The sequence below is a fragment of the Arthrobacter sp. TMS2-4 genome, assembly GCF_054511075.1.
Map to the genome: position 1 here is coordinate 128581 of NZ_JBTNDI010000005.1, position 25846 is coordinate 154426.

Here is a 25846-nt window from a genome sequence, read left to right on the forward strand (position 1 = left end):
GGTTCGGGGTGCCGGGATGGTCAGTGGAACTGCTGCGTCTCGGTGGATCCGGCGAGGGCGAGGGTGCTGCCGCCGGGGTTGAGGGCCGTGGCCACCTGGTCGAAGTAGCCGGTACCGACCTCACGCTGGTGGCGGGTGGCGGTGTACCCGCGGGACTCGGCGGCGAACTCGCGCTCCTGCAGGTCCACGTAGGCGCTCATGCCGTCGCGGGCGTAACCGTGGGCCAGGTCGAACATCGAGTAATTGAGGGCGTGGAAGCCGGCGAGGGTGATGAACTGGAACGTGAACCCCATGGCGCCGAGCTCGCGCTGGAACCGGGCGATCGTGGCGTCGTCGAGGTGCTTGCGCCAGTTGAACGACGGCGAGCAGTTGTAGGCGAGCATCTGGTCCGGGAACTCCGCCTTAATCCCCTCGGCGAAGCGTCGCGCCAGGTCGAGGTCGGGGGTGCCGGTCTCCATCCAGAGCAGATCTGCGTACGGCGCGTAGGCCCGGCCGCGGGCGATGCACGCCTCGAGGCCGTTGCGCACATGGTAGAAACCCTCGGGGGTGCGCTCGCCGGTGACGAACGGCTGGTCCCGCTCGTCGACGTCGGACGTGATGAGCGTGGCGGCCTCGGCGTCCGTGCGGGCCACGACCACGGAGGGCGTCCCCGCGACGTCGGCCGCGAGCCGGGCCGCGTTCAGGGTGCGTACGTGCTGCTGCGTGGGGATCAGGACCTTGCCGCCGAGGTGCCCGCACTTCTTCTCCGACGCGAGCTGGTCCTCCCAGTGGACGCCGGCGGCGCCGGCCTGGATCATCGACTTCATGAGCTCGTACGCGTTGAGCGGCCCGCCGAAGCCGGCTTCGGCGTCGGCGACGATCGGCACGAGCCAGTCCTCGACGCTCGAGGTGCCCTCCGCCCATTCGATCTGGTCGGCGCGGAGCAGCGCGTTGTTGATGCGGCGGACGACGGTCGGCACGGAGTTCGCCGGGTACAGCGACTGGTCCGGGTAGGTATGCCCGGAGTTGTTGGCGTCCGCGGCCACCTGCCAGCCGGAGAGGTAGATGGCGCGCAGTCCTGCCTTGACCTGCTGCACGGCCTGGTTGCCGGTGAGGGCGCCCAGGGCGTTGGTGTACGCGCCGGTGCCGGCCTCCTCGGTGAGCTGGCGCCACAGCTTCTCGGCGCCGCGCCGCGCGAGGGTGTGCTCCTCCTGGACGCTGCCGCGCAGGCGGACGACGTCGGCTGACGAGTAGTCGCGCCGCACGCCGTCCCAGCGGGGATCGGCCGACCACTCGAGCTCCAGTGCGTGGGCGGCATCCGCCGCCGCGCCCTGCAGTCCGGTGGAGGAGGGATTCGAGGGTGAGGGTTCCTGCGTCATTGCTGTCTCCTTGGTCGGTGGCCGGCTGCCCGGCGGGTGTGAAAACAACGATTCGCCACTTCTGCCGAGGTTCCTACCCTTCAGCTCTGGCAAGAAACGCAGTTCTTCGCTTATCGTCAAGAAATGACGACTCCCGCATGGGCTCCGCCCTCCTCCGCCACTCCTCCGAGCGTCGAGGGCCAGCCCCTGGACCTCATCAGCCTGGGGCGGCGCGTGCGGCACCTCCGCAAGGCCAAGGGGCTCACCCTCGACGAGCTGGGTGCCGCCGTCGGTACCGTCGCGTCACAGCTGTCCCTCGTCGAGAACGGCAAGCGGGAGCCGAAACTCGGCATGCTCCAGCGCCTCGCGGCGGCGCTCGGGGTGACGATCGACGAACTGCTCGGGGCGGAGCCGCCGTCGCGCCGGGCCGCCCTGGAGATCGCGCTGGAGCGCGCCCAGCGTGGCCCCCTCTACGAGTCGCTGGGGCTGCCGAAGGTCCGCATCTCGTCGAGGCTGCCGCTGGAGGTGCTGGAGTCGCTCGTGGGTCTGCAGGGGGAGCTCGAGCGTCGGTTGAACGAGCAGGTGGCCACCCCGGAGGAGGCGCGGCGGGCGAACGCCGAACTCCGTGCGGTCATGCGAGAGCGGAACAACTACTTCCAGGAGATCGAGGTCCAGGCGCAGACCGTGCTCGACGCCGTCGGGTACAGCACGGGGCCCGTGTCCCAGCACCTGATCGCGGACATCGCCGCGCATCTCGGTTTCTCCCTGCACCACGTGGGCGACCTCCCGCATTCCACCCGCTCCGTCACCGACCTGAAGAACCGGCGCATCTACCTCACGCAGTCGCAGCGGACCGATCACGATCCCCGCTCGGTGCTGCTGCAGGCGCTCGGGCACTACGTCCTGGAGCACCGGACACCCGAGAACTACGGCGAATTCCTGCGCCAACGGGTCGCCACCAACTACTTCGCGGCGGCGCTCCTGCTCCCCGAGCGGCCGACCGTCGAGTTCCTGAAGCGGGCGAAGGCGGCAAAGGAGATCTCCGTGGAGGACATCCGCGACAACTTCGCGGTGTCCTACGAGACGGCCGCGCACCGCTTCACGAACCTCGCCACCGAGCACCTCGACATCCCCACGCACTTCCAGAAGACCCACAAGAGCGGCATCATCTACAAGGCCTACGAGAACGACGGCGTGACCTTCCCCCAGGATCACACCGGCGCCATCGAGGGCCAGCCCTCGTGCCGCCGCTGGACCTCACGCGTGGTGTTCGACGTCCAGGACAAATTCCGCGCCTACAACCAGTACACGGACACCCCGAGCGGCACCTACTGGTGCACGGCGCGGACGGAACGGGCGGCGAGCGGCGAGTTCTCGCTCAGCATCGGGGTGCCGTACGCACACGTGAAGTGGTTCCGCGGGCGGGATACGGACATCCGTGAGAAGTCCTTCTGTCCCGACGAGTCCTGCTGCCGCCGGCCGCCGGTGGATCTCGCGCGGGAATGGGCCGGGCAGGCCTGGCCGAGCGCGCGCGCCCACTCGCACCTGCTCGCGGCGATGCCGCCGGGGGCCTTCCCCGGTGTCGACGAGACCGAGGTGTACGCGTTCCTCGCGGCGCACTCGGGCTGAGGCGGCGGGGCCCGACGGCGTGCGCTCGCCGGGCGCTGCGCTCTTCGGGCGGCGCTCACCGGTCGGGTCGTTGGCGCGGCGGACCCGACGGCGGCGGTCAGCGGCGGTCCCTGAGCGCCCGACGCCGGAAGACGAGGGGGTAGGCGATCCAGAGGACCGCCTCCACGGTCACGAGCGCTCCTGCCACGACGAGGCTCACGGTCCGGCCGAGCACGAGATCGAAGACCAGCCAGAGGGTGCCCGCGAGCACCACGCCCACGAGCGCCGTGGTCATCGGGATGATGGTGGAGGTGTGCCTCACCAGCGTCCCCTTCGCCTGGAGGCCGAACAGGGCCCGGTGCAGGTTGATCGTGGACAGCATCAGGGCCTGGATCAGGACGGACAGGCACACCAGGCACAGGTAGACGGTCACCTGGACGTGGTCGAGCTCGTCGAAGCGCGCCTGGAAGGGCAGGATCAACAGGAATCCGGCCAGGACCTGGATGCCGGCCTGCATGACGCGCAGCTCCTGCAGCATCTCCTGCCAGTTGCGGTCCAGGCGCTGGTTCCCGCTCTCACCGCGTCGGTCGTCCCGGGCGGGGCGCCGCCGCGACGACCCCGGCCCGCCGGCGCCCTCCTGTCCCGCGGCGGCGTCCATCACATGCCGGCTACCGGGTGGCCCCCGCGCCGCCCTGCCAGACGGCGTCGAACGGTGCGTTGGAGGCGATGCGGTTGCGGATGCCCTCGGTCACGAAGGCCTTCGCCGTGCGGGCGGCCGCCAGCGGCGTCGAGCCCTTTGCGAGTTCAGCGGCGATCGCTGCGGCAAGGGTGCAGCCGGCGCCGCTGACGGCGACCTCGCCGACCTTCGGAGCGGACAGGACCTCGAGCGTCTCGCCGTCGAAGTAGACGTCGACGGCGTCGGGGCCTTCGATGCGCACACCGCCCTTGGCGAGGACCGCGGCCCCGCTCTGCCGGTGGATGATGCGGGCGGCCTCCTTGAGGTCGTCGAGGGAGCCGATGCTGATGCCGGAGAGGGATTCAGCCTCGAAGTGGTTCGGGGTGACGAAGGTGGCCAGCGGCAGGATGTTCGTCTTGAGCGCCTCGTCGGTGTCGAGGGCGGCGCCGGGCTCCTGTCCCTTGCAGATGAGCACCGGATCCAGGACCACGTTGTCCCACTCCTGGCTCGCCAGCGCGGAGGCCACGGTGTCGATGGTCGCCGGTGTGCCGAGCATGCCCAGCTTGACGGTGCGCAGCGGGTAGCAGGACTGGATGGCCTCGAGCTGGTCCGCGATCACCTGCCGGTCCACCGGGACGAAGCGATGCTGCCACTCGTTCTCCGGGTCGAAGGACACGATGCAGGTGAGGGCCGCGACACCGTAGACGCCGAGTTCCTGGAACGTCTTGAGGTCGGCCTGCGCCCCGGCGCCGCCGGTCGCCTCGGAACCGGCGATGGTGAGGGTGACGGCGGGGATGGTTGAAGGCTGGGTGTCGGGCATCGTCCTAGTCTGCCCGACCCGGCTCCACCGCGGCCACACTCCGCGTGCCCGTTCCGAGGATCGGGTCCCGGTTCGCCGGACAGCTCGCCGCCGGGCTCATTGCTCGGCCTCCCGCGCGGTGGCCTCCTCGGTTCCCTGCCCGGTTCCGTGCACGCGGACGAGCTTCCACACGCTGGCGCGGGCGAGCGCACCCGCAGCCCCGATGATCAGGGCGATCGGAAGGCTATCGAGGAGCACCCGGGAGGGGGAGAGCAGGGTGATGATGACGAAGGACACCAGGGTGAAGCCGGCGAAGAAGACTCCGACGTGCACCCACTGGTTCGCCACGGGGCGCAGCAGGAGGCCGAGCACGATCCCGAGTGGAAGGCCGGTGATGACGCCGACGCCGATGCCGTAGAGGAGCGCCAGGAGGAAGACGCCCGGGGCGTCCGGCCCCCAGGAGAGGGCAAAGGCCAGGGCGAGGGTCCCGAGTCCCACGAGGAACCCGACGGCGACGGCGCCGATGCCGAACGTGACCCGGTGGCGGGGATCCGGCGCACGCCGTCCCGCGCCGTCGTCGGCCGTCACGGTCGGGTCGCCCGTCACTGCCGGGTCCCCCGGATCAGCTGCACGAGGTCCTCGACGATCTTCCGCACGACGGGGAGCCGGGAGAGGATCACGAGCTTCGAGATGAGCGGCGCCGCCTGGTCGATCAGCCGGCGTGTGCGGATCTGGCCGGGGGAGGAGTCGTAGGTCCAGAAAAGGGTGATGCCCATGGAGGCGTACCAGAGGAGTTCGGGGAGGTCGTCACGCAGGGCCAGGGGCGGCTGCGGCCTGGACATCGCCATGGCCTGCCGGAACAGTGAGATGGCGCGGGCCCGGGCCACGGCCGACTCGCTGCCGAGCGGGCTCGTCGTCGCCGACGGCTTGATGGCGATGCTGATGAAGTTCGAGCCGAAGCCGTGATACGGCCCCATCACGTCGACCCCCGTGGTCAGGACGATGCGCAGGAGTTCGCCGAGGTTCCGGCCCTCGTCGAGGCGGCGGAGGGCCAGCGACCGGTGCTCGTCCTGGAGGCTGCGGTACAGCTCGTGGACGAGGTCGTCCTTCGAGGCGAAGTAGTAGTAGGCGCTCCCCGTGGAGACATCGGCGGCAGCGGCAATGGCTCGCATGGTCGTCTTCTCGTAGCCGTGCTCGCGGAACAGCCGGAGCGCGGTGGAGACCAGCAACTGGCGGGTTGCTTCGCTCTTGGTCGTCGGCGCGGGCATCGGTCCCCTTTTCGAACGTGTTCAATTCGCAGTGTAGTCCGGATCCGGGCCCGCTCGACCCCTCGGCCCGGGGCCGCCGCGGCGGGTGCCCAGACCCGCGGCGGCGTTTCGCCGGGTCGGGGCCCATGTCCCGGGTTTATGCGCCGGGATTCGTTCCCGAAGCGGTCAGCCCGTCGACGCCGGGCGTACGAGGGCGACGGGCTGTGCGGCTACGCCGCGATCCGGGACGCCGCGCGGCAGAGGGCCCCTCGCAGTCGGGCTTCCAGTTCTGCCTCGCGAAAGAGGTCGCTCCACTCGATGCGGAGAATCGTCCACCCCTCCTCCACGAGGGCCCTCTCCCGGCGCCGTTCCTCGTAGAGCACCTCGTCGGTGACCGCGGCGCCGAAGTACTTCACCCTGCCGTCGAACTCGAGCCCCACCAGCAGCTCGGGCCACGCGAAGTCCAGCCGATAGCGCCCGCGGCGGGTGGATACCTCCACCTGCGACAGCGCCGGCGGAAGTCCGAAGCGGAGGAGGCGGCTACGGGTCAGGGTCTCACCGGGAGACTCCGACAAGGGATCGGCGGCAGTGATCACAGCGCTCGCTCTGCCCACGCCTGCCGCAGGCCCGAGCTGGTCGACGGCGGTCAGCGCTGCGCTGCGGGTGACACCGCGTGCCATGGACTGGTCGGCCACAATCAGGGCCCGGTCGAAAGGGAGCGTCCGTGCACAATCGACCGCGGTTCGCAGCAGCGAGGTGACGGGCAGTCCGTGGAGGAGGACGACGTCGTCCTCCTCCAGTTGCGCGCTGTGGTTCCGGACGTCCGCGCCATGGCTGGCGTTGGAGGTGCGGGTGGGTTGGGTGACGTGCACATCGTTTCCCGGGCGCCACAGGTCCAGGCCGTGAAGAACGGCAGCCGTCTCATGGCTGTAGACGTGCCCGACGGTGTCCCGGCCGACCAGGCCGTGCTGGTGTGCCCGTGCCTGGAGCGCGAGTCGTTCTACGGTGGAGAGGCCTGCCCAGTGTGCCTCCGGCACGTAGCAGTTCTTGCGCAGCCGTCGTAGTTCGCCGCTGACCACGAGGTGGTGGACGTGCTGGCGGGACAGCCCTTCGTCCAGGAGCTCCCGGTAGCGCCACAGGATTCGTGTCGAGTTGATCGGTGCGGCCATGAGGCTACGGTCCCAAGAACGAGGACGGTGCAGTGGACCGGCGGCGCGCATGTGCACAAGGTCCGCTGATCCGGGGCAGAGCCGGGGCATCGGCCCCCACCCGCGGGGGCGTTACCCCGGGTCGGGGCACCCGCCGCGGCGGCCCGAAGAACAAGACGAGCGACCCGACCGATCGGCGAGGAGCCGCGAAAGGAGCCGGCAGGGCTCAGGCGTAGTACCTGCCCAGCACCTCGGCCTTCAGGTCGTAGAACGTGCCGTCGTCGATGGCCGCCCGGGCGTCGTCGACCATCCGCACCACGAAACGCTCGTTGTGGATGGAGATCAGCGTCGCCGAGATCATCTCCTTGGCCTTGAACAGGTGATGGATGTAGGCGCGTGTGTAGTGGGTGCAGGTGTAGCAGTCGCACCCCTCGACCAGGGGCGTGAAGTCCCGCCGGAAGCGTGCGTTCGAGAGGTTCCACCGCCCGTCCGGCGTGTAGAACGCGGAGTTGCGGGCCACCCGGGTGGGCGAGACGCAGTCGAAGGTGTCGGCGCCGTTCTCGATGCCGGTGAAGAGGTCGTCGGGCTCCGAGATGCCGAGCAGGTGGCGCGGCTTGTTCTCGGGCAGCTCGTCGCTGCACCACCCGAGGATCGTCCCGAGGTTCTCCTTCTCGAGCGCGCCGCCGATACCGAAGCCGTCGAAGTCCATGGCACCGAGATCGGCGGACGCCTTCCGGCGGAGGTCCTCGTACTGGGCGCCCTGGATGACGCCGAAGAGGGCCTGGTAGGGGCGGTGGCTGCGCTCGATGGTGAGCCGCCGGTGCTCGGCGATGCACCGCTCGGCCCAGAGCCGGGTCCGTTCGAGGGACTCCTCCTGGTAGCCGCGCGAGTTCATGAGCGTGGTCAGCTCGTCGAAGGCGAACATGATGTCCGCGCCGAGCTGATGCTGCACCTGCATGGAGATCTCCGGCGTGAAGCGGTGCCGGTCACCGTTGAGGTGGCTCTTGAACCAGACGCCGTCGTCGTCGATGTGCGCGAGGCGCTCCTTGCCGATGGCCACGCGGTCATCCGCCCCCGCCGAGGCGGAGTCCACCGGGACGTCCATGGTGATGACTTTCTTGAAGCCCGAGCCGAGGCTCATCACCTGGAACCCGCCGGAATCCGTGAAGGTGGGGCCGGGCCAGTTCATGAACGCGCCGAGCCCACCGGCCTCGTCGAGGATGTCCGCACCGGGCTGCAGGTACAGGTGGTAGGCGTTGGCGAGCAGTGCCTGGGCGCCGAGCTCGGCCATCGCTGCCGGCAGCACGGCTTTCACCGTCGCCTTCGTGCCCACGGGGATGAAGGCGGGGGTGCGGATCTCGCCGTGCGGGGTCGTGATCGTCCCGGTTCGCCCGTGCCGCGGCCCACCGCTCCCGGCGCCCGGCGTCGTGTCCTCGATGCGGTGGTGGACGGAGAAGGCGAACGAGGACTGCTGGGACTGTGGGTGCACCACCCTATTTTGCCAGCCCGACGGCGGCGGGCCCGACCGCTACCGGTCGGCGAGCTGCGCGTTGAGGGCCGCGACGGCGGCGAGTTCCGCGGCGATGCGCCGCTCCAGCACGTCCCGGCTCAGCGTTTCGGAGCCGCCGTGGGCCCGCAGGTACAGCAGGACGCCGATGCGCAGCACGCGCCAGTCGCGTTCGACGTCGATCCGCCCGGCCGTGGAGGCACGCAGGATCTCGGGGTCGTACACATTGGGTTCGTTGAGCTGCCGCTGCCGGTACATGGCGCTGGTCTTGGCGCGCAGCGGGTCCGTCTCGGCGTCGTCGGCCGCACGGATCGCGGCCGAGTACCGGAGGGACCGTTCCTCGTCGTGCCGGGTGAGGTAGGCGGCGATCGCGAGGCCGCCCTCGATCCACTTCCAGCGACCGAAGTTGCCGTCGAACGGCAGTTCCGCCAGGAGGTCCGCGATGCTCAGGGCCGCCGCGGCGTCGCCCTCGTCGACGAACAGGGCGAGCGCAAGGTGGTGGAGGTCCTGCAGGTTGCTGCCGGACTTGAGGTTGATGCCGCGCGCCAGGCGCCCGGCGACGTCCTGGAGGTCGGTGCTGTCCGGGTGTGCCTGAGCCACCTGGGCGACGAGCGCTTCGGGGGACCCGTGGTCGGCGGCGACGGCGGAGACCCCGATCTCGGCGTCCGCGGGCTCGACGTAGACCATCGACCCCGTGGCGATCGTGATGCGGCGGCCCCCGTCGACGGTCGCGACGACGAGCGCGGGCACCCCGAAGTCGTCATTCTCGACGCCGACCGTCGTGACCTCGGCCGCATCCCCGCCGTCGGGGAGTGCCAGCACATCACCGACCGCCAGCATCTCCGCCGGGACCGCGCGCAGCCCTGTCCTGTCCACCCTGTTCACCATCATGTCCGTCGTGCCAACCTCTGCCTCTAGCCCCCTGGATGTTCACCGTCGCCCCAGCGCGCCCATACGACGATACGGTAACGCGGGCCCCGACAGGTGCTCAGCGCCCCCAGCCGGCGTGGGCCAGCGCCTGGCGCAGGAGGTCCGCGCGCCCACCCGAGAACTCGGCCTGGATCGACGGGCTCAGCGCCTCTGACGGCGTCAGCCAGGACAGTTCCAGCGCGTCCTGGCGCGGGTCGCACTCGCCCGTGACCGGGATGAGGTAGGCGAGGGCGACGGCGTGCTGGCGGTCGTCGGTCAGTCCCGTCTCCGAGGGGGAGGGGAAGTACTCGGCGATCGTGAAGGGGACGGGCGACGGCGGCAACTGGGGCAGGGCCAGCGGCCCGAGGTCCTTCTCGAGGTGTCGCAGCAGCGCGGCCCGGATGGTCTCCCGGTACATGACGCGCCCCGAGACGAAGGTGCGCACCATCTCGCCCTGGTCGCTGGCCTGCAGCAGCAGCCCCACCTCGTTCACGTATCCGAGGGAGTCGCACCGCACCGGGATCGCCTCCACGTACACCATGGGCAGGCGGCGGCGGGCCTCGTACAGGTCATCTTCGGAGAGCCAGCCCGGATTGGGGTCGGGGGTGCGAACGTTCATACCTCAGTTCTATCGCAGTGGCCCTGCCGCGGGCGGGTGGCGCGCGGTTCTTCGGCCGGTGGCTGAATCCGCACCGAGGTGCAGTATCAGTGCACCGCGCTGCCGGAGAAGTCCCGCTGCCACTCGTTGACCCGGATCTCGGCGCCCCAGGGGGCCGGGACACGCAGCGACCGTCCGTGGATCTCGTCGACCACCATGGGCTCGAAACCGTGGACCGTGAGGTTCCGGACCAGGTCCCGCACGTCGCCGTCGTACTCGAAGGCGAGTTCCGCTGCTGTCCGCGCACCCGTGCGGGCTGTCACGAGCCCTCCGTTCTTCGCCCGGAAGTCGTGGCGGGTGCCGGCGTCGGAGCTGCTCCGGGGCTTCGCCCCGATGTCTCCCAGCACCGTGGCGGCCGGTCCGACGTCGGGCGTGTACCAGAGGGCGAGGACCGCCAGGGGTGACGGCGGCGCGCCCGTCTCGCGCGGCCCGGCGTCGGCGAGGAGGGACAGCCCGTCGGGCGCGGTGACGCGTGCGGCAAGGCCGTGGCCCTCGCCGGAGAGTTCGACGGTCACCCGAGCACCGGCCTCTGCGGTCCGGCGGGCGAACTCCCGCACGTCGGAGACATCGAAGGCGAGGTCCACGGTGCCGGCCTCCGCGCTGCCCGGCAGGCAGGCGTGGAGGGACACGCGGCCGCTCCCGGCGTCGAACACGGCGTCGGAGCCGTTCGGTGCGGGGTCCTGGGCCGGGGTGAGGCCGAGGGCCTGCAGGAAGCGGGCTGCGCCGGGTAGGTCCGGTGTGGAGACGACGGGGCGGACGCGGAGCATCAGTTCTCCCTGAGATATGGGTCGGGTCCGTCCAGCATGCCAGCACGCGTCGTTCCATCGTGGCCGGGGTCGTCCTAGGGTGGGCGCATGAAGGCCGAATTGTCCGAACTCCTCCTGCCCGATGCCGCCGCCTGGCGAACCTGGCTGGAGGAGAACCATGCCTCCTCACCGGGCGTCTGGCTGATCGAGCACAAGAAGGGCGAGACGACGACGGCGCTCACCTACGCGCAGGCCCTCGACGAGGCGCTGTGCTTCGGGTGGATCGACGGCCAGGCGAGATCCCGGGACGAACACACCTACTTCCAGCGCTTCACGCCGCGCGGTCCGCGGAGCATCTGGTCCGTGCGCAACCAGGGGCACATCGAGCGGCTCCGCGCCGAGGGCCGCATGCGGGAGGCGGGGGAGCGTGCGGTCGCGGCGGCGCAGGCCGACGGTCGATGGGAGCGCGCGTATGCGGGACCGGCGAGCGCGGAGATGCCACCCCACCTGATGGCCGCGATCGAGGCCGACGACGCCGCGCTCGCCACCTTCCGCACCCTGTCCTCGCAGAACCGCTACGCCATGATCTTCCGGCTGTCCCAACTGAAGACGGACGCGGCGAAGGAACGCAACATCGCGAAGTTCGTCGCGATGCTGGCACGGGGGGAGACGCTCTACCCGCAGGGTAAGGGGCCGACGACGAGCGACTAGCGCAGGGTCAGTCCAGCCGGGTCCGTCCGGCCGCCTCAGCCGAGCCGGGTCAGTCCTGCCGGGTCACCTCGTAGGTGTGCCCGGCGGCGCGGAGCCGCTCCACGAGCACCTCACCCAGCGCGGTGGCGGGCGTCAGTGATCCGCTCCGGGGCGGGAGCCGGTCGCCGTCCAGTGCGAGGGCCAGTGCCGTCTCGCCGGCCATCACGGCCGTGGCGGCGTAGCCCGGGTCGCCGGGGCCGGCGGCAACCGCCCGGTAACGGTGCCCCTTCTCGGTGTGCGCGGTGACCTGGGAGCGGAACCAGCCGTTGCGCCGCGTGCCGGCGCTCGGGCCGGTCCCCGGTGCGGGCAGTACGCGGTCGAGCAGCCGCCGGGTCGGCCGGAACGCCATCGCGCCGGCGAAGGCCCCGAGTCCGAGCGTCGTCGCGGCGGCCAGCACCGCTCCCACCGGACCTCGCGCCACGCCCATCACCTCGCCGTAGCGCAGGGAGCGGCCGTAGGCCCAGCCCTGCAGCGCATTGCTGCGGCGCACGATCCGGGTGTTGGCCGCGGCCATGATGAACGGTGCGGTCCACAGGCCGCTCTCCGAGCGGCCGACGAACGCCATATCCGCCGGCTGCTTCGTGTCCGGCTCCTGCGTGCGGTCCGGGCTGAGGGCATAGGGGTCGGCGACGAGGGACCGCAGGGCGGGGGTCGACCGCATCCCGTCGAGCTGCCCGCGCATCGAGTCGAGCGTGCCTCCACTGATGCCGCCCTTGGCCGTCGCCACGAGCTGGACCTCGGTCAGGTCGCCGGCTCCGTCGGCCTCCGCCGCCTGGTGGAGCAGCAGGACCGCCAGATCGGACGGCACGGAGTCGTAGCCGCACGAGTGCACGATCCGGGTGCCGCTCGTCCGGGCCAGGGCGTCGCAGCGGTCGATGGCTTCCCGGACGAAGAGCACCTCGCCCGTCAGGTCGCCGTAGTGGGTGCCCGCCCGTGCGCAGGCCTCGACGACGGGCAGCCCGTACTTCGCGTACGGGCCGACGGTGGTGAAGAGCACCCGGGTGCTTGTCGCCATGGCGGCGAGCGAGCCGGCGTCCTCCGAGTCCGCCTCGACGAGCGGCCACGTGCGTGCCGCGGCCGGCAACCGCGAGCGGACCGCCTCGAGCCTGGCCGTCGACCGGCCCGCCAACGCGATCCGCAGATCGACCGGGGCATGGGTCGCCAGGTAGGCGGCGATCAGCTCACCGACGAAACCGGTCGCTCCGTAGAGGACGAGGTCGTGTGCGCGGGGGTTCTCCATGCCAGCAGTCTGTCACCCGGCGGCGGTCCGCCCCTCCCGGGTGCGGTTCGCGGCCTCCAGGATCATCCAGGCCTGGAGCTGGGATGACAGGCTGACCGGTCCGTCCTGCCGCGGCGGGAAGACAGGCATCCCGGATGCGTCCGCGCGCCGGCCGGACCAGACCGCATCCGCCGTCGCGCCGAGGACGGCCCGGATCTCCGCCGCCGCCGTCGCACCGATGTCCGCCGACGCAGCCTGCGCGAGGTAACGCGCGAGGATCCCCGTGAAGAGGCCGGCGTCGCCGGTACCGGCCAGCGGCAGCACGCCGTCGACCGCGACCTCCCGGGCCACGGCCCCGGCCAGATCGGCCGCGTGCCGGAGATTGGCCTGTCCCCCGACGGCGACGAGCGCGCCGAGCACCGTGCCCTGGTTGTACGTGTGCAGCGACCGCTCGACGCGGCCGTCGGCCTTGACGCCGTCGAGGTAGAGGCCGCTCGCGGCGTCGAAGAGGCGTTCCCTCAGCCAGTCGAGCAGCTCCTGCGCGCGGGCCGACTCCCCGGCGCGGGCGAAGAAGAGCGCTGCGGGGGCGGTGCTGGGGGTGTTCTTGTAGTCGCGCGTGGTGTTCCAGTAGACGCCGCCGCCGAGGTCCGGGGTGTGCGCCGACCGGAGGGCATCCCCGAGCACCCGGACGCGGCGCCGCGGACGGCGCCGCCCGTCCAGCGCGTCCAGGCGCTGCAGGGCGAGCGCGAGCCAGGCCATGTCGTCGTAGTAGGCGTTGCGCCACCGGCCTCCGTTCCTCAGCCAGATACCGCGGGCGAGCTTCCGGGCCTCGGGCAGCGCACCCGTCCCGGCGTCGCGCTGATGCTCGTCCAGCAGGCAGTCGACGTAGTGCGCCTGCCACCAGTAGTGCCAGTGGCTCCGGGGGCTGGTCGGCGCCGGGAACGCGACCGCCGCGAGCCGTGTCCCCGGCACCCGCAGGCTCCGCCGGGCGAACAGGTGCCGGACGCTGCGGGCCGCCGCGGCGGCGGCGTCGTCGGGAATGGGCATGTGACCACCCTAGTTCCGCCGGAACGCTCCGGAATTGGGCAGGATGCGCAGCAGATCGCCCGCAGGGTGCGCAGTGGGCCACGTCACAGTAGGGTGAATGCGTGGCTGGACCAACGGCGGTCCACCGGATGCGGAAGGACCAGGCATGGACATCAGGGGAGCAGTGGCCCTCGTCACCGGCGGCGCCTCCGGACTCGGGCTCGCCACGGCCCGCAGACTGGTCGACGACGGCGCGGCCGTGATCCTCGTGGACCTGCCGCAGTCCGCCGGCGCAGAGGCCGCCGCGGAGCTGGACCCTCGCGGCGAGCGGGTACGGTTCGTCGCTGCCGACGTCACCGATCCCGCCCAGGTCCGGGCTGCCGTCGACGCGGCCACAGGCCTCGGCCCGCTGCGGATCGTGGTCAACTGCGCCGGGATCGCCACACCGGGCAAGGTCCTCGGGCGCGACGGCGTCCTGCCGCTCGAGCAGTTCGCCCGGGTCGTCACCGTCAACCTCGTGGGCACCTTCAACGTCATCCGGCTCGCCGCCGAAGCCATGGCCGCAACTCCCACCGTCGCGGGCCTCGGCGGCTCGGACGAGCGGGGCGTGATCATCAACACCGCGTCCGTCGCCGCGTTCGACGGTCAGATCGGGCAGCCGGCCTACGCCGCGTCGAAGGGTGGGGTCGTAGCCATGACGCTGCCCATCGCCCGCGAACTCGCGCGGTCGCTCATCCGCGTGGTCACCATCGCCCCCGGCATCTTCGAGACGCCCATGATGGCCGGGCTGCCGCAGGAGGCCCAGGATTCCCTCGGGGCCCAGGTGCCGCACCCCTCCCGGCTCGGCAAGCCCGTCGAGTACGCGGCGCTCGCCGCGCACATCGTCGGGAACCAGATGCTCAACGGCGAGACCATCCGCCTCGACGGCGCCATCCGCATGGCGCCCAGGTAGCGCCGCTCCCGGTCTCAACGAAAGGACGGCTCGACGATGAGCCAGCTGCCCACCGCCGACTTCCTCGGCTTCGAATCCCTCCTCTCCGCCCGTGAGCGCGCGAAGCTGCAGGACGTCCGCGACTTCCTGGACAAGGAGGTCGCCCCCCGTGCCGTCGACTGGTGGAACAGGGCCGAGTTCCCGCACGAGATCCTGCCCAAACTGGCGGACCTGCAGCTCAGCACCCCCGTGCAGCAGGGCTACAGCACCCTGTTCAGCGGCCTCGTGATCGCCGAGATGACCCGCGCGGACACCTCGATCGCGACGTTCTTCATGGTCCACCACGATCTCTTCGTCGAGGCCCTGCACACCTTCGGCAGCGCGGACCAGAAGGCGCGGCTCCTGCAGGACGCCATGGACCTGACGATCACCGGGGCCTTCGCGCTCACCGAACCGCTGCACGGCTCCGACGTCGCCGGCGGCATGGCGACCACCGCGACGCGCGACGGCGACACCTGGGTGATCAACGGCGCGAAACGGTGGATCGGCAACGGGACGTTCTGCGACTACATGCTCCTGTGGGCGCGGGACACGGAGACCGGGGGTGTGCGCGGCTTCATCCTCGACGCGACCTTGCCCGGAGTGACGCGCACCGTCATCGCGAACAAGACCGCGCTCCGGACGGTGCAGAACGCCGATATCACCCTGACCGACGTGCGCGTCGCCGAGGCGGACCGCTTCGCCGGCATCGCCTCCTTCGAGGACACGCGCCAGCTCCTGCTCGGATCGCGGATCCTCGTCGGCTGGCAGGCCGTCGGCCAGCAGCTGGCCGCGTTCGACGTCGCCCGGCAGTATGCCGTGGAACGGCACCAGTTCGGCCGCCCGATCGCGGGCTTCCAGCTCGTCCAGGACCAGCTCGTCACGATGATGGGCAACACGACGGCGAGCCTCGGCGTCATGGCCCGCATCGCCCAGCTGCAGGAACAGGGCGAGTCCGACATGCCGCAGGCCGCGTTCGCCAAGTCCTTCACGACGGCGCGGATGCGCGAGACGGTGGCCCTCGGGCGCGGCATCCTCGGCGGGAACGGGATCGTGACGGACTTCTCCATGGCGAAGATCTTCGCCGACGCGGAGGCCGTCTACACCTACGAGGGGTCCTACGAGATCAACAGCCTCATCGTCGGCCGGGCGCTGACGGGCATCTCGGCGTTCACCTGACACGCCCTCAACCGATCGGTGACGGGCCGGAGATGCCCGTTTCGGCGTCCTGACGATCGTCGTGCTTGAATGATCGGGGTTCTGGCAGGGCATGACATCGGGAGGCGGTCGGGTGAGCGTCTCGCGTGCCGCCGTCGTGGTGACCGCCCTGACCGCCGTCTCCACCGTCTTCGGCTTCGTCCGGGACGTCGTCATCGCGGCGGTCTACGGTGCCGGACCGTCCCTCGACGCCTACCTGGTGGCGCAGGGACTCATGAACGTCGTGCTGGGCCTGGTCGCCTACGCCATGGCCCGCTCCGTGACCCCGGTCATCGCGCGCGAGGTCGCCGCCGAGGGGCCGCACTGCCGGGGGCACCGCAGCTTCGACACCGCGATCACCGTGACCATGGTGGTCCTCGGGCTGGGCGCCGTCGTCGTGGGCATCTTCGCGGCCCCCGTGACGGCAGTGCTGGCTCCGGGCTTCGAGGGGGAGCAGGCGGAGCTCACCGTCACGCTGACCAGGATCATGCTGCTCGCGACCGTCCTGATCGCCGGTACGGATCTCCTTGCGGCCGTCGCGCAGGCCCACCGCAAGGTGGTCTGGTCCTCGCTGCAGGGTGTGCCGTTCAACATCATCATGATCGGGGCCGCAGGGCTCTTCGGCCCGCAGTACGGAATCCAGGCGCTGGCGGTGGGCTTCGTGGTCGGATCGGCGGCGCGACTGGCGCTGCAGCTGCCTCCCCTGCGCGTTCTCGGGCTGCGGGTGCAGCCCCGGTGGGAGGTGCGCAACCCGGGGTTCGTGGAGATCGCGCGGCTCATGCCGCCGTTGCTGGTGGGCAGTGCGATCGCCAACGTCAATTCGCTGGTCGACCGCGCGGTCGGGTCGACCCTCGGGGACGGTGCCATCACGGCGCTGTCCTACGGCTGGCGCCTCGTCAACCTGCCGGAGACCCTTCTCGTCGCGTCCCTGCTCGTGCCGCTCTACCCCGCGCTCGGGGCGGCAGCCGGTAACCGGCCCGAGATCCGGCGCCTCGTCTCCCGCGGGCTGTCCGTCACCGTGACGATCCTCGTCCCGCTGACCCTCGTGCTGATGGTGGCCGCGCTGCCCCTCTCGCTCGTCGCCTACGGACGCGGGGAGTTCACCACGGACGACGCCCGCGCCACCGCCGTCGCGGTCCTCTGGTACGCGCCGGCGCTCGTCGCGATGGGCGTGCGGCAGGTGATGGTCAGTACCTCCTACGCGCTCGGTGACTCACGGGCGCCGGTCCTCGTGTCCCTTGCCGCCATGGCCATCAACGTCGTCGGTGACATCCTGCTCGCACCGCTGATGGGCGTCGCCGGCATCGCGCTGGCCACGACGGCCTCGCTCGTGTTCGCGGCCGCTGCGAACGCCTGGCTCCTCGCGCTCCGGCATTCCGCGGTGGAGATCCGCCCCGCCGTCGCCCTCCTGGCACGCGCCGCGGCGCTCGGTGCTGTTGCTGCCCTGAGTGGGACGGCGGTCCTCTCGGCAGCAGGCGACGCCTCCCCGCTGGTCCAGGGCGCCCTCGTGGGGGCCGTGATCCTCGGCGTGTACGTGGCAGGACTCGTCGTCGTGCGGGCGCCCGAACGGCTCGTGCCGCTCGAGATGCTGCAGGCCGTGCGCCGGCGGTGACCGCTGCGCCGGGCCGCCCTCAACCCCGGCGGAACCGCCGGGACGCCAGACTCAGCGACGGGCCGATGTCGCGGGGATCCCAGATGCTGTGGCGAGCCCGCGCCGACCACAGCAGGGTATCGGCGAGGTCGCGCGCCAGACCGCCGCGCCGTTCGATGCCCGCGCGCCTCAGGTCACCCGTGAGCCACGCGTAGCGCTTTCCCGGCGTCGCGTCGGCGAGGTCCGACGGCTGGGCGCCGATCGCGGCCAGCGCCCAGTTGTGCACCAGTCCGGGCCGGGCCGACTCCGCCAGCGCGAGGGACCCGAAGAACCTCCCGTTGAAGTCGATCAGGTGGGGGACGCCGTCGTCGCCGGTGAGGAACTGGAGTTCGACGAGGCCGTGCCAGCCGATGTCGAGGAGCATCGCCTCCGCTTTCGCGACCAGCGTCTCATCGACGGGGATGGTGGACGCCCGGGCGGAGGCGCCGTTGGGGGTCGGCCACAGGTGCGTCGACACCTGCTGCGTGCGTCCCAGCAGCCTGCCCTCGTGGAAGACGCCGATCAGCGCTCCGAGCGTCCCGTCCACCGGCTTCTGCAGGATCGGCTGCGCGCCGGCTGCCCGGATCCGCTCGATCTGGGTCTGTGCGGCGGCGGGGGAGTCGAACAGCTTGGCCTCGATGCGCAACGGGTGGGCGTGCCCGGGCGCCCAGTGTTCCTTGCACTTGACGACGAGGGGCCCGGACCAGCGTGCGAGGGCCTCGTCGGTGGCGAGTTCGGTGTGGGGCGAGGCGAGCCCGGCCTTCCCGGCGTACTGGGCGAGGCGGATCTTGTCCAGGACCGTCTCGACGACGTCGAAGTCCGGGTGCGCTACCGGGATGGGGATCTGCGCCCGGTAGGCGGCAAGGGCGGCCATCCAGTCGTCCCCTCCGCCGAAGACGACGTCGAAGGCACCCGCCTCCGCTGCTCCGCGGATGCCGTCGATGAACCCGGAGCTCCCGTCGCGGGGCCGCGGCACGTGGAACGCGATCCCGCAGGCGGCCGACGCACCGAGCGATCCACCGCCCTCAGGTGTCCCCACGCCCACGTACCAGCCCGCCCGGCGGAAGGCACGGGCGGCCGCGAGGGCGCCGCGGTCCCGGCCGGTGGCGACGATCAGGACGCGGCGTCGGGCCAGGGAGTCCCCGGGCGTCCGGCCCGACCTCGTGGTCGGATCGTCCTGCGGTTGGTGCATGTGAACCTCGACGGTGGAGATGATCGGCGGGTCCCCCCAGACAACCGCACCATGGCCTGTGAGCGCAAAAGCGCCCCGCCCCTCAACGTTACCGAGCATCGGCGGGAGGAGACGCACCGACACCACCAGGGCCCCGTTTCCGCTGCCGGCGGGACCTACCATGAAGACGTGAGGTCTTCGAGGGGCGAGTCGCCCGAGCAGGAGGCGGGGGCGACCCGCGCCGACGGAGCCGACGGTGCGTCCGCAGCCCCGGCCGAGCCCCGTCTTCCGCCCGCGCGGAGTGCCCGGTCCGCGCGGATCCTCGGCGGTGGGACCGAACCGGACCCCCGGTTCACCCTCGCCAATGAACGCACGTTCCTGGCGTGGATCCGTACGGCGCTCGCACTCCTCGCCGGAGGCGTCGCCCTCGAGGCCTTCACCGCGGACACCTTCGCGGAGCCGGTCCGGACCGGGCTCGCCGTCGTGCTCCTGCTGCTCTCGATGATCCTCGCCGTCGTGGCGGGGCTCCGCTGGCTCGCCGTCGAACGCGCCATGCGCCGGGAGGCGCCGCTGCCCATCACGATCCTCGTCCCCGTCCTGGCCGGTGGGGCGGCTCTCGTCGCTGCGGCGTTCCTCGCCGTCGTCCTGGGCGGCGCCTGACCGTGCACGGTCCGCGGGACGACCCGAGCCGGCGCCCGCACGCGGATCCCGGGTTGCAGCCCGAACGGACCACGCTGGCGTGGAACCGCACCATGCTCGCGCTGGTCATCGCCGGCCTCCTCCTGCTCCGCTGGGTGCCCCTCCACGGCTGGTTCCCGCTCCTGCTGACCCTGCTGACCATCGTGACGGCCCTCGTCATCGCCGCCGGACAGGCCCGACGTTACCGTCGCAGCGCCCGCGGGATCAGGGACGGCCGGATCGAGCCCGACGTCGTCGGCGTCCTGGGGACCACCGCCGCCGTGGCCGTCCTCGGTGCGCTGGCGGCGGTCGTCGTCGTCGCACTGCCCCTGCGCTGACCGCCGGTCCTGACACCGGCCGGACGTCCCGCGGCCCGCTTCACATGACGGCCGCGTGAGGCCTGCACCACATCCCCGGGTAAAATCCGACCATCATCCGTCGTATCCAGTGCCGCATACGTCTCGTTCCTCATGACCTGAAGGCAGGCCATCGTGACAGTGCCCCTTGAAGTGACCGCCCCGGCCGACGGCGACGCGGTAGGAGACCTCAGCGCCGACCTCCGGGCCGACGTGCGGCGCGTCAGCACCCTGCTGGGTGAATCCCTCGTCCGACAGCACGGGCAGGAGCTGCTGGACCTCGTGGAGCGTGTGCGCCTGCTCACGAAGCAGTCCAAGGAATCAGGCAGCGTCAGCGACGCCGGCGAGCGCGCGGAACTGGCCGGCCGCGTGCGCGAACTCCTCGCGGCCCTGCCCATCGACCAGGCGACGGACCTCGTGCGGGCCTTCGCCGCGTACTTCCACCTGGCCAACGCGGCCGAGCAGGTCCACCGCGTGCGCGGCCTGCGTGCCCGGCCCGAGGAGGACGGCTGGCTCGCGCAGACCGTGTCCCGCATCGCCTCCGACGCCGGTCCCGCCGCACTCGCCGACGTCGTCGCCTCCCTCGACGTGCGTCCCGTCTTCACGGCGCACCCCACGGAGGCCTCGCGGCGGTCGGTCCTCGACAAGATCCGGCGCCTCTCGGACATCCTCGCCGAGACCGCGCCCGAAGGCTCCCGCCACCGACGGCGCCAGGACCGGCGGCTCGCCGAGGTGATCGACCTGATCTGGCAGACCGACGAGCTTCGGCAGGTGCGGCCCACCCCGATCGACGAGGCCCGCAACGCCATCTACTACCTCGGCGACATCCTCACCACGTCGATGCCCGACCTGCTCGAGGACCTCTCCGACCTGCTGGCCGAGCACGGCGTGGCGCTGCCCGCCGAGGGGGCCCCGCTCCGTTTCGGCTCCTGGATCGGAGGCGACCGCGACGGCAACCCGAACGTCACCGCGGCCGTGACCCGGGAGATCCTGCAGATCCAGAGCCAGCAGGCCGTGCGCATCGCGATCCACTTCGTCGACCGGCTCATCTCCTCGCTGTCCTCCTCGACGGCGATCGTCCCGGCGTCCGAGGAGTTGTCGGCCTCCATCCAGCGGGACCTGGCGAACCTCCCCCGCCTCGACAGGCGGATCCTCGAGCTCAACGCCCAGGAGCCCTACCGGCTCAAGCTGACCTGCGTGAAGGCCAAGCTGCTCAACACCGCGGCCCGCGTGCAGAACCACACGGCACACGAGCCCGGCCGTGACTACAACGCCACGGCGCAGGTGCTGGCGGATCTCGCGCTCGTCGGCGACTCCCTCCGCGAGCATGCTGCGGGCCTCGCCGCGGACGGTGCCCTGGCGACCGCATCGCGGGTCATCTCCTCCTTCGGGCTGCACCTCGCGACCCTGGACGTCCGCGAGCACGCGGACATGCACCACGACGTGATCGCCCAGCTGACCGACCGGCTCGGCGAACTGGAGGTCCCGTACCTCGAACTGGCCCGTGCCGACCGGCTCCGGACGCTGTCGGACGAACTGGCCTCCCGGCGCCCGCTGGCGACGGCGCACCCTCCATTGGACGACGGCGCACGCCGCACCTTCGACGTCTTCCGCGAGATCGCCTCGGCTTTGGAGACCTACGGGCCGGACGTCATCGAGACCTACATCGTGTCCATGACGCGCGGCGCGGACGACGTGCTCGCCCCGGTGGTGCTCGCCCGCGAGGCCGGACTGGTCGACGTCGTCGGGGACGGGTCCGGCCTCGCGGACTCCGGTGCGTTCGCGAAGATCGGCTTCGCGCCGCTCCTGGAGACGGTCGACGAGTTGCGGGTCTCCGCCCGGATCGTGGACACCCTGCTGTCCGACCCCACGTACCGGGAGGTGGTGCGCCTCCGCGGCGACGTGCAGGAGGTGATGCTCGGCTATTCGGACTCCAACAAGGAGTCGGGCGTGCTCACGAGCCTCTGGGAGATCCACAAGACGCAGCGGCTCCTGCGCGACGTCGCCGCGAAGCACGGCGTCCAGCTCCGGCTGTTCCACGGCCGCGGCGGATCCGTGGGCCGCGGCGGCGGACCCACGTACGACGCCATCGTCGCCCAGCCCAACGGTGTCCTCGAGGGCGAGATCAAGTTCACCGAGCAGGGCGAGGTCATCAGCGACAAGTACTCGCTCCCCGCCCTCGCCCGCGAGAACCTCGAACTGTCCCTGGCCGCGGTCATGCAGGGGTCCGCGCTGCACCGGACGCCCCGCTCCTCCGACGACGAGCGGGACCGCTGGGCGGAGGTCATGGAGACGGTGTCGGACGCCGCGTTCGCCCGCTACCGCTCACTGATCGACCACGAGGACCTGCCGGCGTACTTCCTCGCCTCGACGCCCGTGGAGCAGCTCGGTTCGCTCAACATCGGGTCGCGGCCGGCCAAGCGTCCCGATTCGGGCAGCGGCCTCGGCGGTCTCCGCGCCATCCCGTGGGTCTTCGGGTGGACGCAGTCGCGGCAGATCGTGCCCGGCTGGTTCGGTGTCGGCTCCGGCCTGCGTGCCGCCCGGGAGGCCGGCCACGAGGGGCTGCTCGCGGAGATGCTGGGGCGCTGGCACTTCTTCCGCACCGTCGTCTCGAACGTGGAGATGACGCTCGCGAAGACGGACCTCGAGATCGCCGCACACTACGTGGAGGCCCTCGTGCCGGCGGACCTGCAGCACCTCTTCGGGGTCATCCGGGAGGAGTACGAGCTCACGCTGGCCGAGATCAGGCTGCTGACGGGCGAGGACGAACTGCTCGACGACCAACCGGTCCTGAAGCGCTCCCTCGCCGTGCGCGACCAGTACCTCGACCCGATCTCCTACCTCCAGGTGGAACTGCTGCGCCGCGTACGGTCCGAGGCCGACGGCGGGCAGCCCGACGGGCAGCTCCAGCGTGCGATGTTGATCACCATCAACGGCGTCGCCGCCGGGATGCGCAACACCGGCTGAGGTTTTCTGCTCCACCGCACCGCGTCGGCCCGGAATATGCCCGGCGGTGCCTCCGTTGCGCCCCACGAAGCCGACAAGCGACCGGCCCGCCGGACATCGGTGGGCCGGTCCAGGAGAAGGAGACCCCATGAGAGCAGTGTTCTACGAGCAGTACGGCGACCCCGACGTCCTCCAGTACGGTAGGCAGCCGGCCCCGAAGGTCGGACCGGACGCGGTACTCGTCGACGTCCGGGCGTCCTCGGTCAACCCCGTGGACTGGAAGATCACGGCCGGGTACCTCGACGGTGCGCTACCGGCGTTCTTCCCCGTGATCCCGGGATGGGACCTGGCCGGCGTCGTCGTCCAGCCGGGGCCGTCGGTGACGGAGTTCCAGGCCGGCGACGAGGTCATCGGCTACGTCCGTGCGGACACCGTGGGATTCGGGACCTTCGCCGAGCAGGTCGCCGCTCCCGTCCGGACGCTCGCCCGCAAGCCGCGCAACGTGTCCTGGGCGGAGGCGGCCACCATGCCGCTGGCCGGACTCACGGCGTACCAGTCGCTCCGGGCTGTCGGCGTGACCGCCGGCGAGACCGTCCTGGTGCACAACGGCGCCGGCGGTGTGGGGACGTACGCGATCCAGATCGCGAAGGCGTGGGGCGCCCGCGTGCTGGCCACCGCATCCGAGAAGAACCACGACTTCCTGCGCTCGCTGGGCGCCGAGCCGCTGACCTACGGCGAAGGCCTCGGCGAGCGGATCGCCGAGGCCGCGCCGGAGGGGCTCGACGCCGTCGTGGATTACGTGGGCGGCGACGACTGGGTCGCCTCCCTCGCGTTCCTCGGTGACGCCACCCGGGTGGCCTCCGTGGCCGACGCCGCGGTGAAGGACAGGGGCGGTCGATACATCTTCGTCCGGCCCAACCCCGAGGACCTGCTCGCGCTCACCGAGCTCGTCGAGGCGGGGAGCGTCAAGCCCGTGCTCGCCGGGACGTTCCCCCTCGAGCGTGCGGCCGACGCGTTCCGCAGCAGCATCGACGGCCACGTGCGCGGGAAGATCGCCGTCACGGTGGGCGAGCAGGGCTAGACCAGGGCCGGTTCGGGGCATGGCGCCCGTGCGGCGACGGCGTCAGTGCCGGCGCCGTGTCCCGCAGCCCGCCTAGTAGCGCGAATCCTCGGGATCGCTGCCGCTCAGGTGGATGGGGTCGCGGCGGGCGTCCTGCTGCGCCCGGAGCCAGTGCCGGTACTCGTGGTCGACGCGGTGGCGGCGGGACCCGGCGGTGATGAGCAGCAGGAAGATGGCCAGGACGGCGAAGAACGCCAGGTTCATGGCGGAGGGCTGGCCCAGCGCCCGTTCGACGGCGATCCACAGCAGCCCCCAGGAGGTCGCCGCTGCCACGGCGAGGCGTCCGCGGTCCGTCGAGCAGATGATGGCGGCCGTCAGGAGGACGGCGGTGATCCCGAGGATGGACCAGGTGACTCCCGACCACCCGAACAGATCCGCGCCTGCCGCCGTGAGGAACGCCGCCCAGTTCGCGGCCGCCGCCAGCAGGACCCAGCCCAGGTAGAGGCCGATCGGCGTGTCCACCAGCGCACCCTCGAGCCGGGTCTCGTTGGGGTGCTCGTTCAGGGTCCTGATGGCGGACAGGAGGGTGAAGAACAGCAGCATGATCACCACGAGGCTCAAGGTCAGGCGGTCCGCCTGGGCGCACAGGATCCACGCGAGGTTCAGGAGCATCGACGCCGCCACGGTCCACCCGAGACGCCGCTGACGGTCGGTCCGGCGCTGGGACGGCAACCACTGGAACACCGTGTACGCCACGAGACCCGCGTAGATCACGCTCCAGATGGAGAAGGCCGCCGACGACGGCGCCAGCAGCGTCGCGTCCGGGGCGAACAGGCCCCCGGCGGCATCCCTGATGGACGGGCCGCCGAACGCCCCGACCCCCGCGGCCGACCCGAGGATGCAGGCGACGGCGCATACCGTCACGATCACCTGGCGGAGGACGTCCCGATCCCAGGAGGAGACCTCGCGTGCCGTCGCGGTGCTGCCCTGGCGGATAGCCCTGCCGGTGACGGTGCTGCCCTGGCGGATCGCCCTGCTGGTGACGGTGCTGCCCTGGCGGATGGCCCGGCCGGTGACGCCCGCTGCGGTCCGCGCCGATACGGCCGCGACCCGGAGGCGTTCCGCCGCAGCCGCGCCGCGCGCATTGTCGCCCCGACCGTTCGGGGCTCCGTCGCTCCCTGGTGCCCCGGTGGTCGGCTCCAGGGTGCGGGTGCCACCCGAACCTCTCGCTACAGTCACTGCACCCGCCGGGGTCAACGCGCGGTCGCCACCGCCGTTCGCGCCCGCACTGTTCGCGCCTGCACTGTTCGCGCCTGCACTGTTCGCGCCCGCACTGTTCGCGCCCGCACTGTTCGCACCCGCCGCGACGGGACGACGCCCGTCGTCCTCGCCGACTGCAGCAGCCCGCGGCTGTGCGGCCTTGAGGCGTTCGAGGACACTCGCCGTCTCCGGGGACAGTGACGACACGGGTTCCTTCTGCGTGACGGTCGGGGGCCTGACCGGCTTGTCAGGAAGCTTCGGACCCGGGCTCTTCAGGGTGCTCATGCGCGTTCTTGGCCTTCCGGTGTTTCTTCAGGGCGAGGATTGCCGCTGTGATGGCTCCCACAAGCGTACCGACCACCAATCCGAGCAGGGCACCCACCCAGGCGGGCAGCCCGGTCGAGGCCCCGGCCACGAAGCCAAGCCCCACCAGCCAGGCGGTCCACAGTGCACCTCCGGCGGCGGCCGCCAGCATGAAGGGGCGGAGGGGGAGTTCCGCGATACCGGCCGCGGCCACGCTCGCGGTGCGCCCCCCCGGCAGGAAGCGCACAGCCACGACGGCGGCGTAGGTGGGGGACGAGCCGGCCTTCGCGATGGCCTCCCGCAAGCCCCGGTGGATCCTGCGCCCCCAACGGAATCGCTCGAGGACGTGCGTGAGCCGGCGCCGGAACAGGAGGAACAGACCCACGTCCCCGAGCCAGCTGCCGCTCCACGCGACGAGACCGGCGACGGGCAACAGGAGCAGGCCGTCCGCGGCCATCGTGCCGGAGCCGATCACGAGCAGCTCCGAGGGCACCACGGGAAGCACCACGTCGACGACGACGACGGCGAACATGACGAGGAGGTAGAGCGGGTCGGGGATGTCCGTTCCGGGCAGGTCCACTCCGCAAATGTACCGTCAGGACCTGCGCCATCGGCCGTCCTCCGGGCAGAAAGCTGACCGCAACA

At 71.4% G+C, this 25846-nt stretch carries 24 protein-coding genes; 9 read left to right on the forward strand and 15 right to left on the reverse strand.

What is annotated here, in order from left to right:
* Positions 1 to 20: 20 nt before the first annotated feature.
* Positions 21 to 1358: an isocitrate lyase gene (gene aceA / locus ACX80F_RS08950; protein ID WP_459336033.1), complete on the reverse strand. Its 1338-nt coding sequence runs from the start codon at positions 1356 to 1358 to the stop codon at positions 21 to 23.
* A 123-nt stretch (positions 1359 to 1481) separates the two neighbouring features.
* Here aceA and ACX80F_RS08955 point away from each other — a divergent pair, with 123 nt between their 5' ends.
* Positions 1482 to 2966 carry a helix-turn-helix domain-containing protein gene (locus ACX80F_RS08955; protein WP_459336034.1) on the forward strand — a complete coding sequence of 495 codons (1485 nt, stop codon included), beginning with the start codon at positions 1482 to 1484 and terminating at the stop codon, positions 2964 to 2966.
* A 97-nt stretch (positions 2967 to 3063) separates the two neighbouring features.
* Here the strand turns inward: ACX80F_RS08955 and ACX80F_RS08960 are convergent, their stop codons facing one another.
* From ACX80F_RS08960 to ACX80F_RS09000, 9 genes are all read right to left on the reverse strand, one after another.
* Positions 3064 to 3603 (reverse strand): DUF6328 family protein, encoded by a 540-nt coding sequence (locus ACX80F_RS08960; protein WP_459336035.1) that lies wholly within the window; start codon positions 3601 to 3603, stop codon positions 3064 to 3066.
* Positions 3604 to 3613: 10 nt separating this feature from the next.
* Positions 3614 to 4441: a bifunctional hydroxymethylpyrimidine kinase/phosphomethylpyrimidine kinase gene (gene thiD / locus ACX80F_RS08965; RefSeq protein WP_459336036.1), complete on the reverse strand. Its 828-nt coding sequence runs from the start codon at positions 4439 to 4441 to the stop codon at positions 3614 to 3616.
* 96 nt (positions 4442 to 4537) lie between these two features.
* Positions 4538 to 5026 carry a hypothetical protein gene (locus ACX80F_RS08970; RefSeq protein WP_459336037.1) on the reverse strand — a complete coding sequence of 163 codons (489 nt, stop codon included), beginning with the start codon at positions 5024 to 5026 and terminating at the stop codon, positions 4538 to 4540.
* On the reverse strand, positions 5023 to 5688 hold the full coding sequence (locus tag ACX80F_RS08975) for a TetR family transcriptional regulator (RefSeq protein WP_459336038.1): 666 nt from the start codon (positions 5686 to 5688) through the stop codon (positions 5023 to 5025). The genes ACX80F_RS08970 and ACX80F_RS08975 overlap by 4 nt, the downstream gene beginning before the upstream one ends.
* A gap of 209 nt (positions 5689 to 5897) precedes the next feature.
* Complete coding sequence (locus ACX80F_RS08980) at positions 5898 to 6836, reverse strand: type IV toxin-antitoxin system AbiEi family antitoxin domain-containing protein (RefSeq protein WP_459336039.1); 939 nt, start codon at positions 6834 to 6836, stop codon at positions 5898 to 5900.
* A gap of 205 nt (positions 6837 to 7041) precedes the next feature.
* Complete coding sequence (tgt, locus tag ACX80F_RS08985; protein ID WP_459336040.1) at positions 7042 to 8304, reverse strand: tRNA guanosine(34) transglycosylase Tgt; 1263 nt, start codon at positions 8302 to 8304, stop codon at positions 7042 to 7044.
* A gap of 39 nt (positions 8305 to 8343) precedes the next feature.
* Positions 8344 to 9213: a DUF6707 family protein gene (locus ACX80F_RS08990; protein WP_459336041.1), complete on the reverse strand. Its 870-nt coding sequence runs from the start codon at positions 9211 to 9213 to the stop codon at positions 8344 to 8346.
* A gap of 97 nt (positions 9214 to 9310) precedes the next feature.
* Positions 9311 to 9850 carry an NUDIX hydrolase family protein gene (locus ACX80F_RS08995; RefSeq protein ID WP_459336042.1) on the reverse strand — a complete coding sequence of 180 codons (540 nt, stop codon included), beginning with the start codon at positions 9848 to 9850 and terminating at the stop codon, positions 9311 to 9313.
* 86 nt (positions 9851 to 9936) lie between these two features.
* Positions 9937 to 10656 (reverse strand): VOC family protein, encoded by a 720-nt coding sequence (locus tag ACX80F_RS09000; protein WP_459336043.1) that lies wholly within the window; start codon positions 10654 to 10656, stop codon positions 9937 to 9939.
* A gap of 87 nt (positions 10657 to 10743) precedes the next feature.
* On the opposite strand from ACX80F_RS09000, the gene ACX80F_RS09005 reads away from it, so the two are divergent.
* A complete protein-coding gene (locus ACX80F_RS09005) occupies positions 10744 to 11346 on the forward strand; it encodes a YdeI/OmpD-associated family protein (RefSeq protein ID WP_459336044.1) in 603 nt (200 codons plus the stop codon).
* Between the two features lie 49 nt (positions 11347 to 11395).
* Here ACX80F_RS09005 and ACX80F_RS09010 read toward each other — a convergent pair whose 3' ends face one another.
* Together ACX80F_RS09010 and ACX80F_RS09015 are read right to left on the reverse strand one after the other, a co-directional pair.
* Positions 11396 to 12625 carry a saccharopine dehydrogenase family protein gene (locus ACX80F_RS09010; protein ID WP_459336045.1) on the reverse strand — a complete coding sequence of 410 codons (1230 nt, stop codon included), beginning with the start codon at positions 12623 to 12625 and terminating at the stop codon, positions 11396 to 11398.
* Between the two features lie 12 nt (positions 12626 to 12637).
* A complete protein-coding gene (locus ACX80F_RS09015; RefSeq protein ID WP_459336046.1) occupies positions 12638 to 13651 on the reverse strand; it encodes a glycoside hydrolase family 76 protein in 1014 nt (337 codons plus the stop codon).
* A gap of 145 nt (positions 13652 to 13796) precedes the next feature.
* On the opposite strand from ACX80F_RS09015, the gene ACX80F_RS09020 reads away from it, so the two are divergent.
* The 3 genes from ACX80F_RS09020 (at position 13797) to murJ (ending at position 17409) form a co-directional block, all read left to right on the forward strand.
* Positions 13797 to 14582 carry an SDR family NAD(P)-dependent oxidoreductase gene (locus tag ACX80F_RS09020; RefSeq protein ID WP_459336047.1) on the forward strand — a complete coding sequence of 262 codons (786 nt, stop codon included), beginning with the start codon at positions 13797 to 13799 and terminating at the stop codon, positions 14580 to 14582.
* A gap of 36 nt (positions 14583 to 14618) precedes the next feature.
* Entirely contained in the window at positions 14619 to 15779 is a 1161-nt protein-coding gene (locus tag ACX80F_RS09025; RefSeq protein WP_459336048.1) for an acyl-CoA dehydrogenase family protein, read from the forward strand.
* 112 nt (positions 15780 to 15891) lie between these two features.
* Positions 15892 to 17409: a murein biosynthesis integral membrane protein MurJ gene (murJ, locus tag ACX80F_RS09030; RefSeq protein WP_459336049.1), complete on the forward strand. Its 1518-nt coding sequence runs from the start codon at positions 15892 to 15894 to the stop codon at positions 17407 to 17409.
* A gap of 19 nt (positions 17410 to 17428) precedes the next feature.
* Here murJ and ACX80F_RS09035 read toward each other — a convergent pair whose 3' ends face one another.
* A complete protein-coding gene (locus tag ACX80F_RS09035; protein ID WP_459336050.1) occupies positions 17429 to 18619 on the reverse strand; it encodes an ATP-grasp domain-containing protein in 1191 nt (396 codons plus the stop codon).
* A 297-nt stretch (positions 18620 to 18916) separates the two neighbouring features.
* Between ACX80F_RS09035 and ACX80F_RS09040 the strand changes: the two genes are divergently transcribed.
* The 4 genes from ACX80F_RS09040 to ACX80F_RS09055 all read left to right on the forward strand — a co-directional run bounded on the left by ACX80F_RS09040 (position 18917) and on the right by ACX80F_RS09055 (position 23659).
* Entirely contained in the window at positions 18917 to 19258 is a 342-nt protein-coding gene (locus ACX80F_RS09040; RefSeq protein ID WP_459336112.1) for a YidH family protein, read from the forward strand.
* Between the two features lie 53 nt (positions 19259 to 19311).
* Positions 19312 to 19614, forward strand: coding sequence for a DUF202 domain-containing protein (locus ACX80F_RS09045; protein ID WP_459336051.1), 303 nt, complete (start codon positions 19312 to 19314; stop codon positions 19612 to 19614).
* A gap of 153 nt (positions 19615 to 19767) precedes the next feature.
* On the forward strand, positions 19768 to 22599 hold the full coding sequence (ppc, locus tag ACX80F_RS09050) for a phosphoenolpyruvate carboxylase (protein WP_459336052.1): 2832 nt from the start codon (positions 19768 to 19770) through the stop codon (positions 22597 to 22599).
* A 127-nt stretch (positions 22600 to 22726) separates the two neighbouring features.
* On the forward strand, positions 22727 to 23659 hold the full coding sequence (locus tag ACX80F_RS09055; protein WP_459336053.1) for an NADP-dependent oxidoreductase: 933 nt from the start codon (positions 22727 to 22729) through the stop codon (positions 23657 to 23659).
* 72 nt (positions 23660 to 23731) lie between these two features.
* Here the strand turns inward: ACX80F_RS09055 and ACX80F_RS09060 are convergent, their stop codons facing one another.
* Complete coding sequence (locus ACX80F_RS09060) at positions 23732 to 25183, reverse strand: TspO/MBR family protein (RefSeq protein WP_459336054.1); 1452 nt, start codon at positions 25181 to 25183, stop codon at positions 23732 to 23734.
* On the reverse strand, positions 25146 to 25781 hold the full coding sequence (locus ACX80F_RS09065; RefSeq protein WP_459336055.1) for a DedA family protein: 636 nt from the start codon (positions 25779 to 25781) through the stop codon (positions 25146 to 25148). The genes ACX80F_RS09060 and ACX80F_RS09065 overlap by 38 nt, the downstream gene beginning before the upstream one ends.
* Positions 25782 to 25846: the final 65 nt, after the last annotated feature.

Bases quoted from the DNA above. Each gene is read 5' to 3' on its own strand.
- aceA (WP_459336033.1), bottom strand. From the start codon at position 1,358: ATGACGCAGGAACCCTCACCCTCGAATCCCTCCTCCACCGGACTGCAG.
- ACX80F_RS08955 (WP_459336034.1), top strand. From the start codon at position 1,482: ATGACGACTCCCGCATGGGCTCCGCCCTCCTCCGCCACTCCTCCGAGC.
- ACX80F_RS08960 (WP_459336035.1), bottom strand. From the start codon at position 3,603: ATGGACGCCGCCGCGGGACAGGAGGGCGCCGGCGGGCCGGGGTCGTCG.
- thiD (WP_459336036.1), bottom strand. From the start codon at position 4,441: ATGCCCGACACCCAGCCTTCAACCATCCCCGCCGTCACCCTCACCATC.
- ACX80F_RS08975 (WP_459336038.1), bottom strand. From the start codon at position 5,688: ATGCCCGCGCCGACGACCAAGAGCGAAGCAACCCGCCAGTTGCTGGTC.
- ACX80F_RS08980 (WP_459336039.1), bottom strand. From the start codon at position 6,836: ATGGCCGCACCGATCAACTCGACACGAATCCTGTGGCGCTACCGGGAG.
- ACX80F_RS08990 (WP_459336041.1), bottom strand. From the start codon at position 9,213: ATGATGGTGAACAGGGTGGACAGGACAGGGCTGCGCGCGGTCCCGGCG.
- ACX80F_RS08995 (WP_459336042.1), bottom strand. From the start codon at position 9,850: ATGAACGTTCGCACCCCCGACCCCAATCCGGGCTGGCTCTCCGAAGAT.
- ACX80F_RS09000 (WP_459336043.1), bottom strand. From the start codon at position 10,656: ATGCTCCGCGTCCGCCCCGTCGTCTCCACACCGGACCTACCCGGCGCA.
- ACX80F_RS09005 (WP_459336044.1), top strand. From the start codon at position 10,744: ATGAAGGCCGAATTGTCCGAACTCCTCCTGCCCGATGCCGCCGCCTGG.
- ACX80F_RS09010 (WP_459336045.1), bottom strand. From the start codon at position 12,625: ATGGAGAACCCCCGCGCACACGACCTCGTCCTCTACGGAGCGACCGGT.
- ACX80F_RS09015 (WP_459336046.1), bottom strand. From the start codon at position 13,651: ATGCCCATTCCCGACGACGCCGCCGCCGCGGCGGCCCGCAGCGTCCGG.
- ACX80F_RS09020 (WP_459336047.1), top strand. From the start codon at position 13,797: ATGGACATCAGGGGAGCAGTGGCCCTCGTCACCGGCGGCGCCTCCGGA.
- ACX80F_RS09025 (WP_459336048.1), top strand. From the start codon at position 14,619: ATGAGCCAGCTGCCCACCGCCGACTTCCTCGGCTTCGAATCCCTCCTC.
- ACX80F_RS09035 (WP_459336050.1), bottom strand. From the start codon at position 18,619: ATGCACCAACCGCAGGACGATCCGACCACGAGGTCGGGCCGGACGCCC.
- ACX80F_RS09055 (WP_459336053.1), top strand. From the start codon at position 22,727: ATGAGAGCAGTGTTCTACGAGCAGTACGGCGACCCCGACGTCCTCCAG.
- ACX80F_RS09060 (WP_459336054.1), bottom strand. From the start codon at position 25,183: ATGAGCACCCTGAAGAGCCCGGGTCCGAAGCTTCCTGACAAGCCGGTC.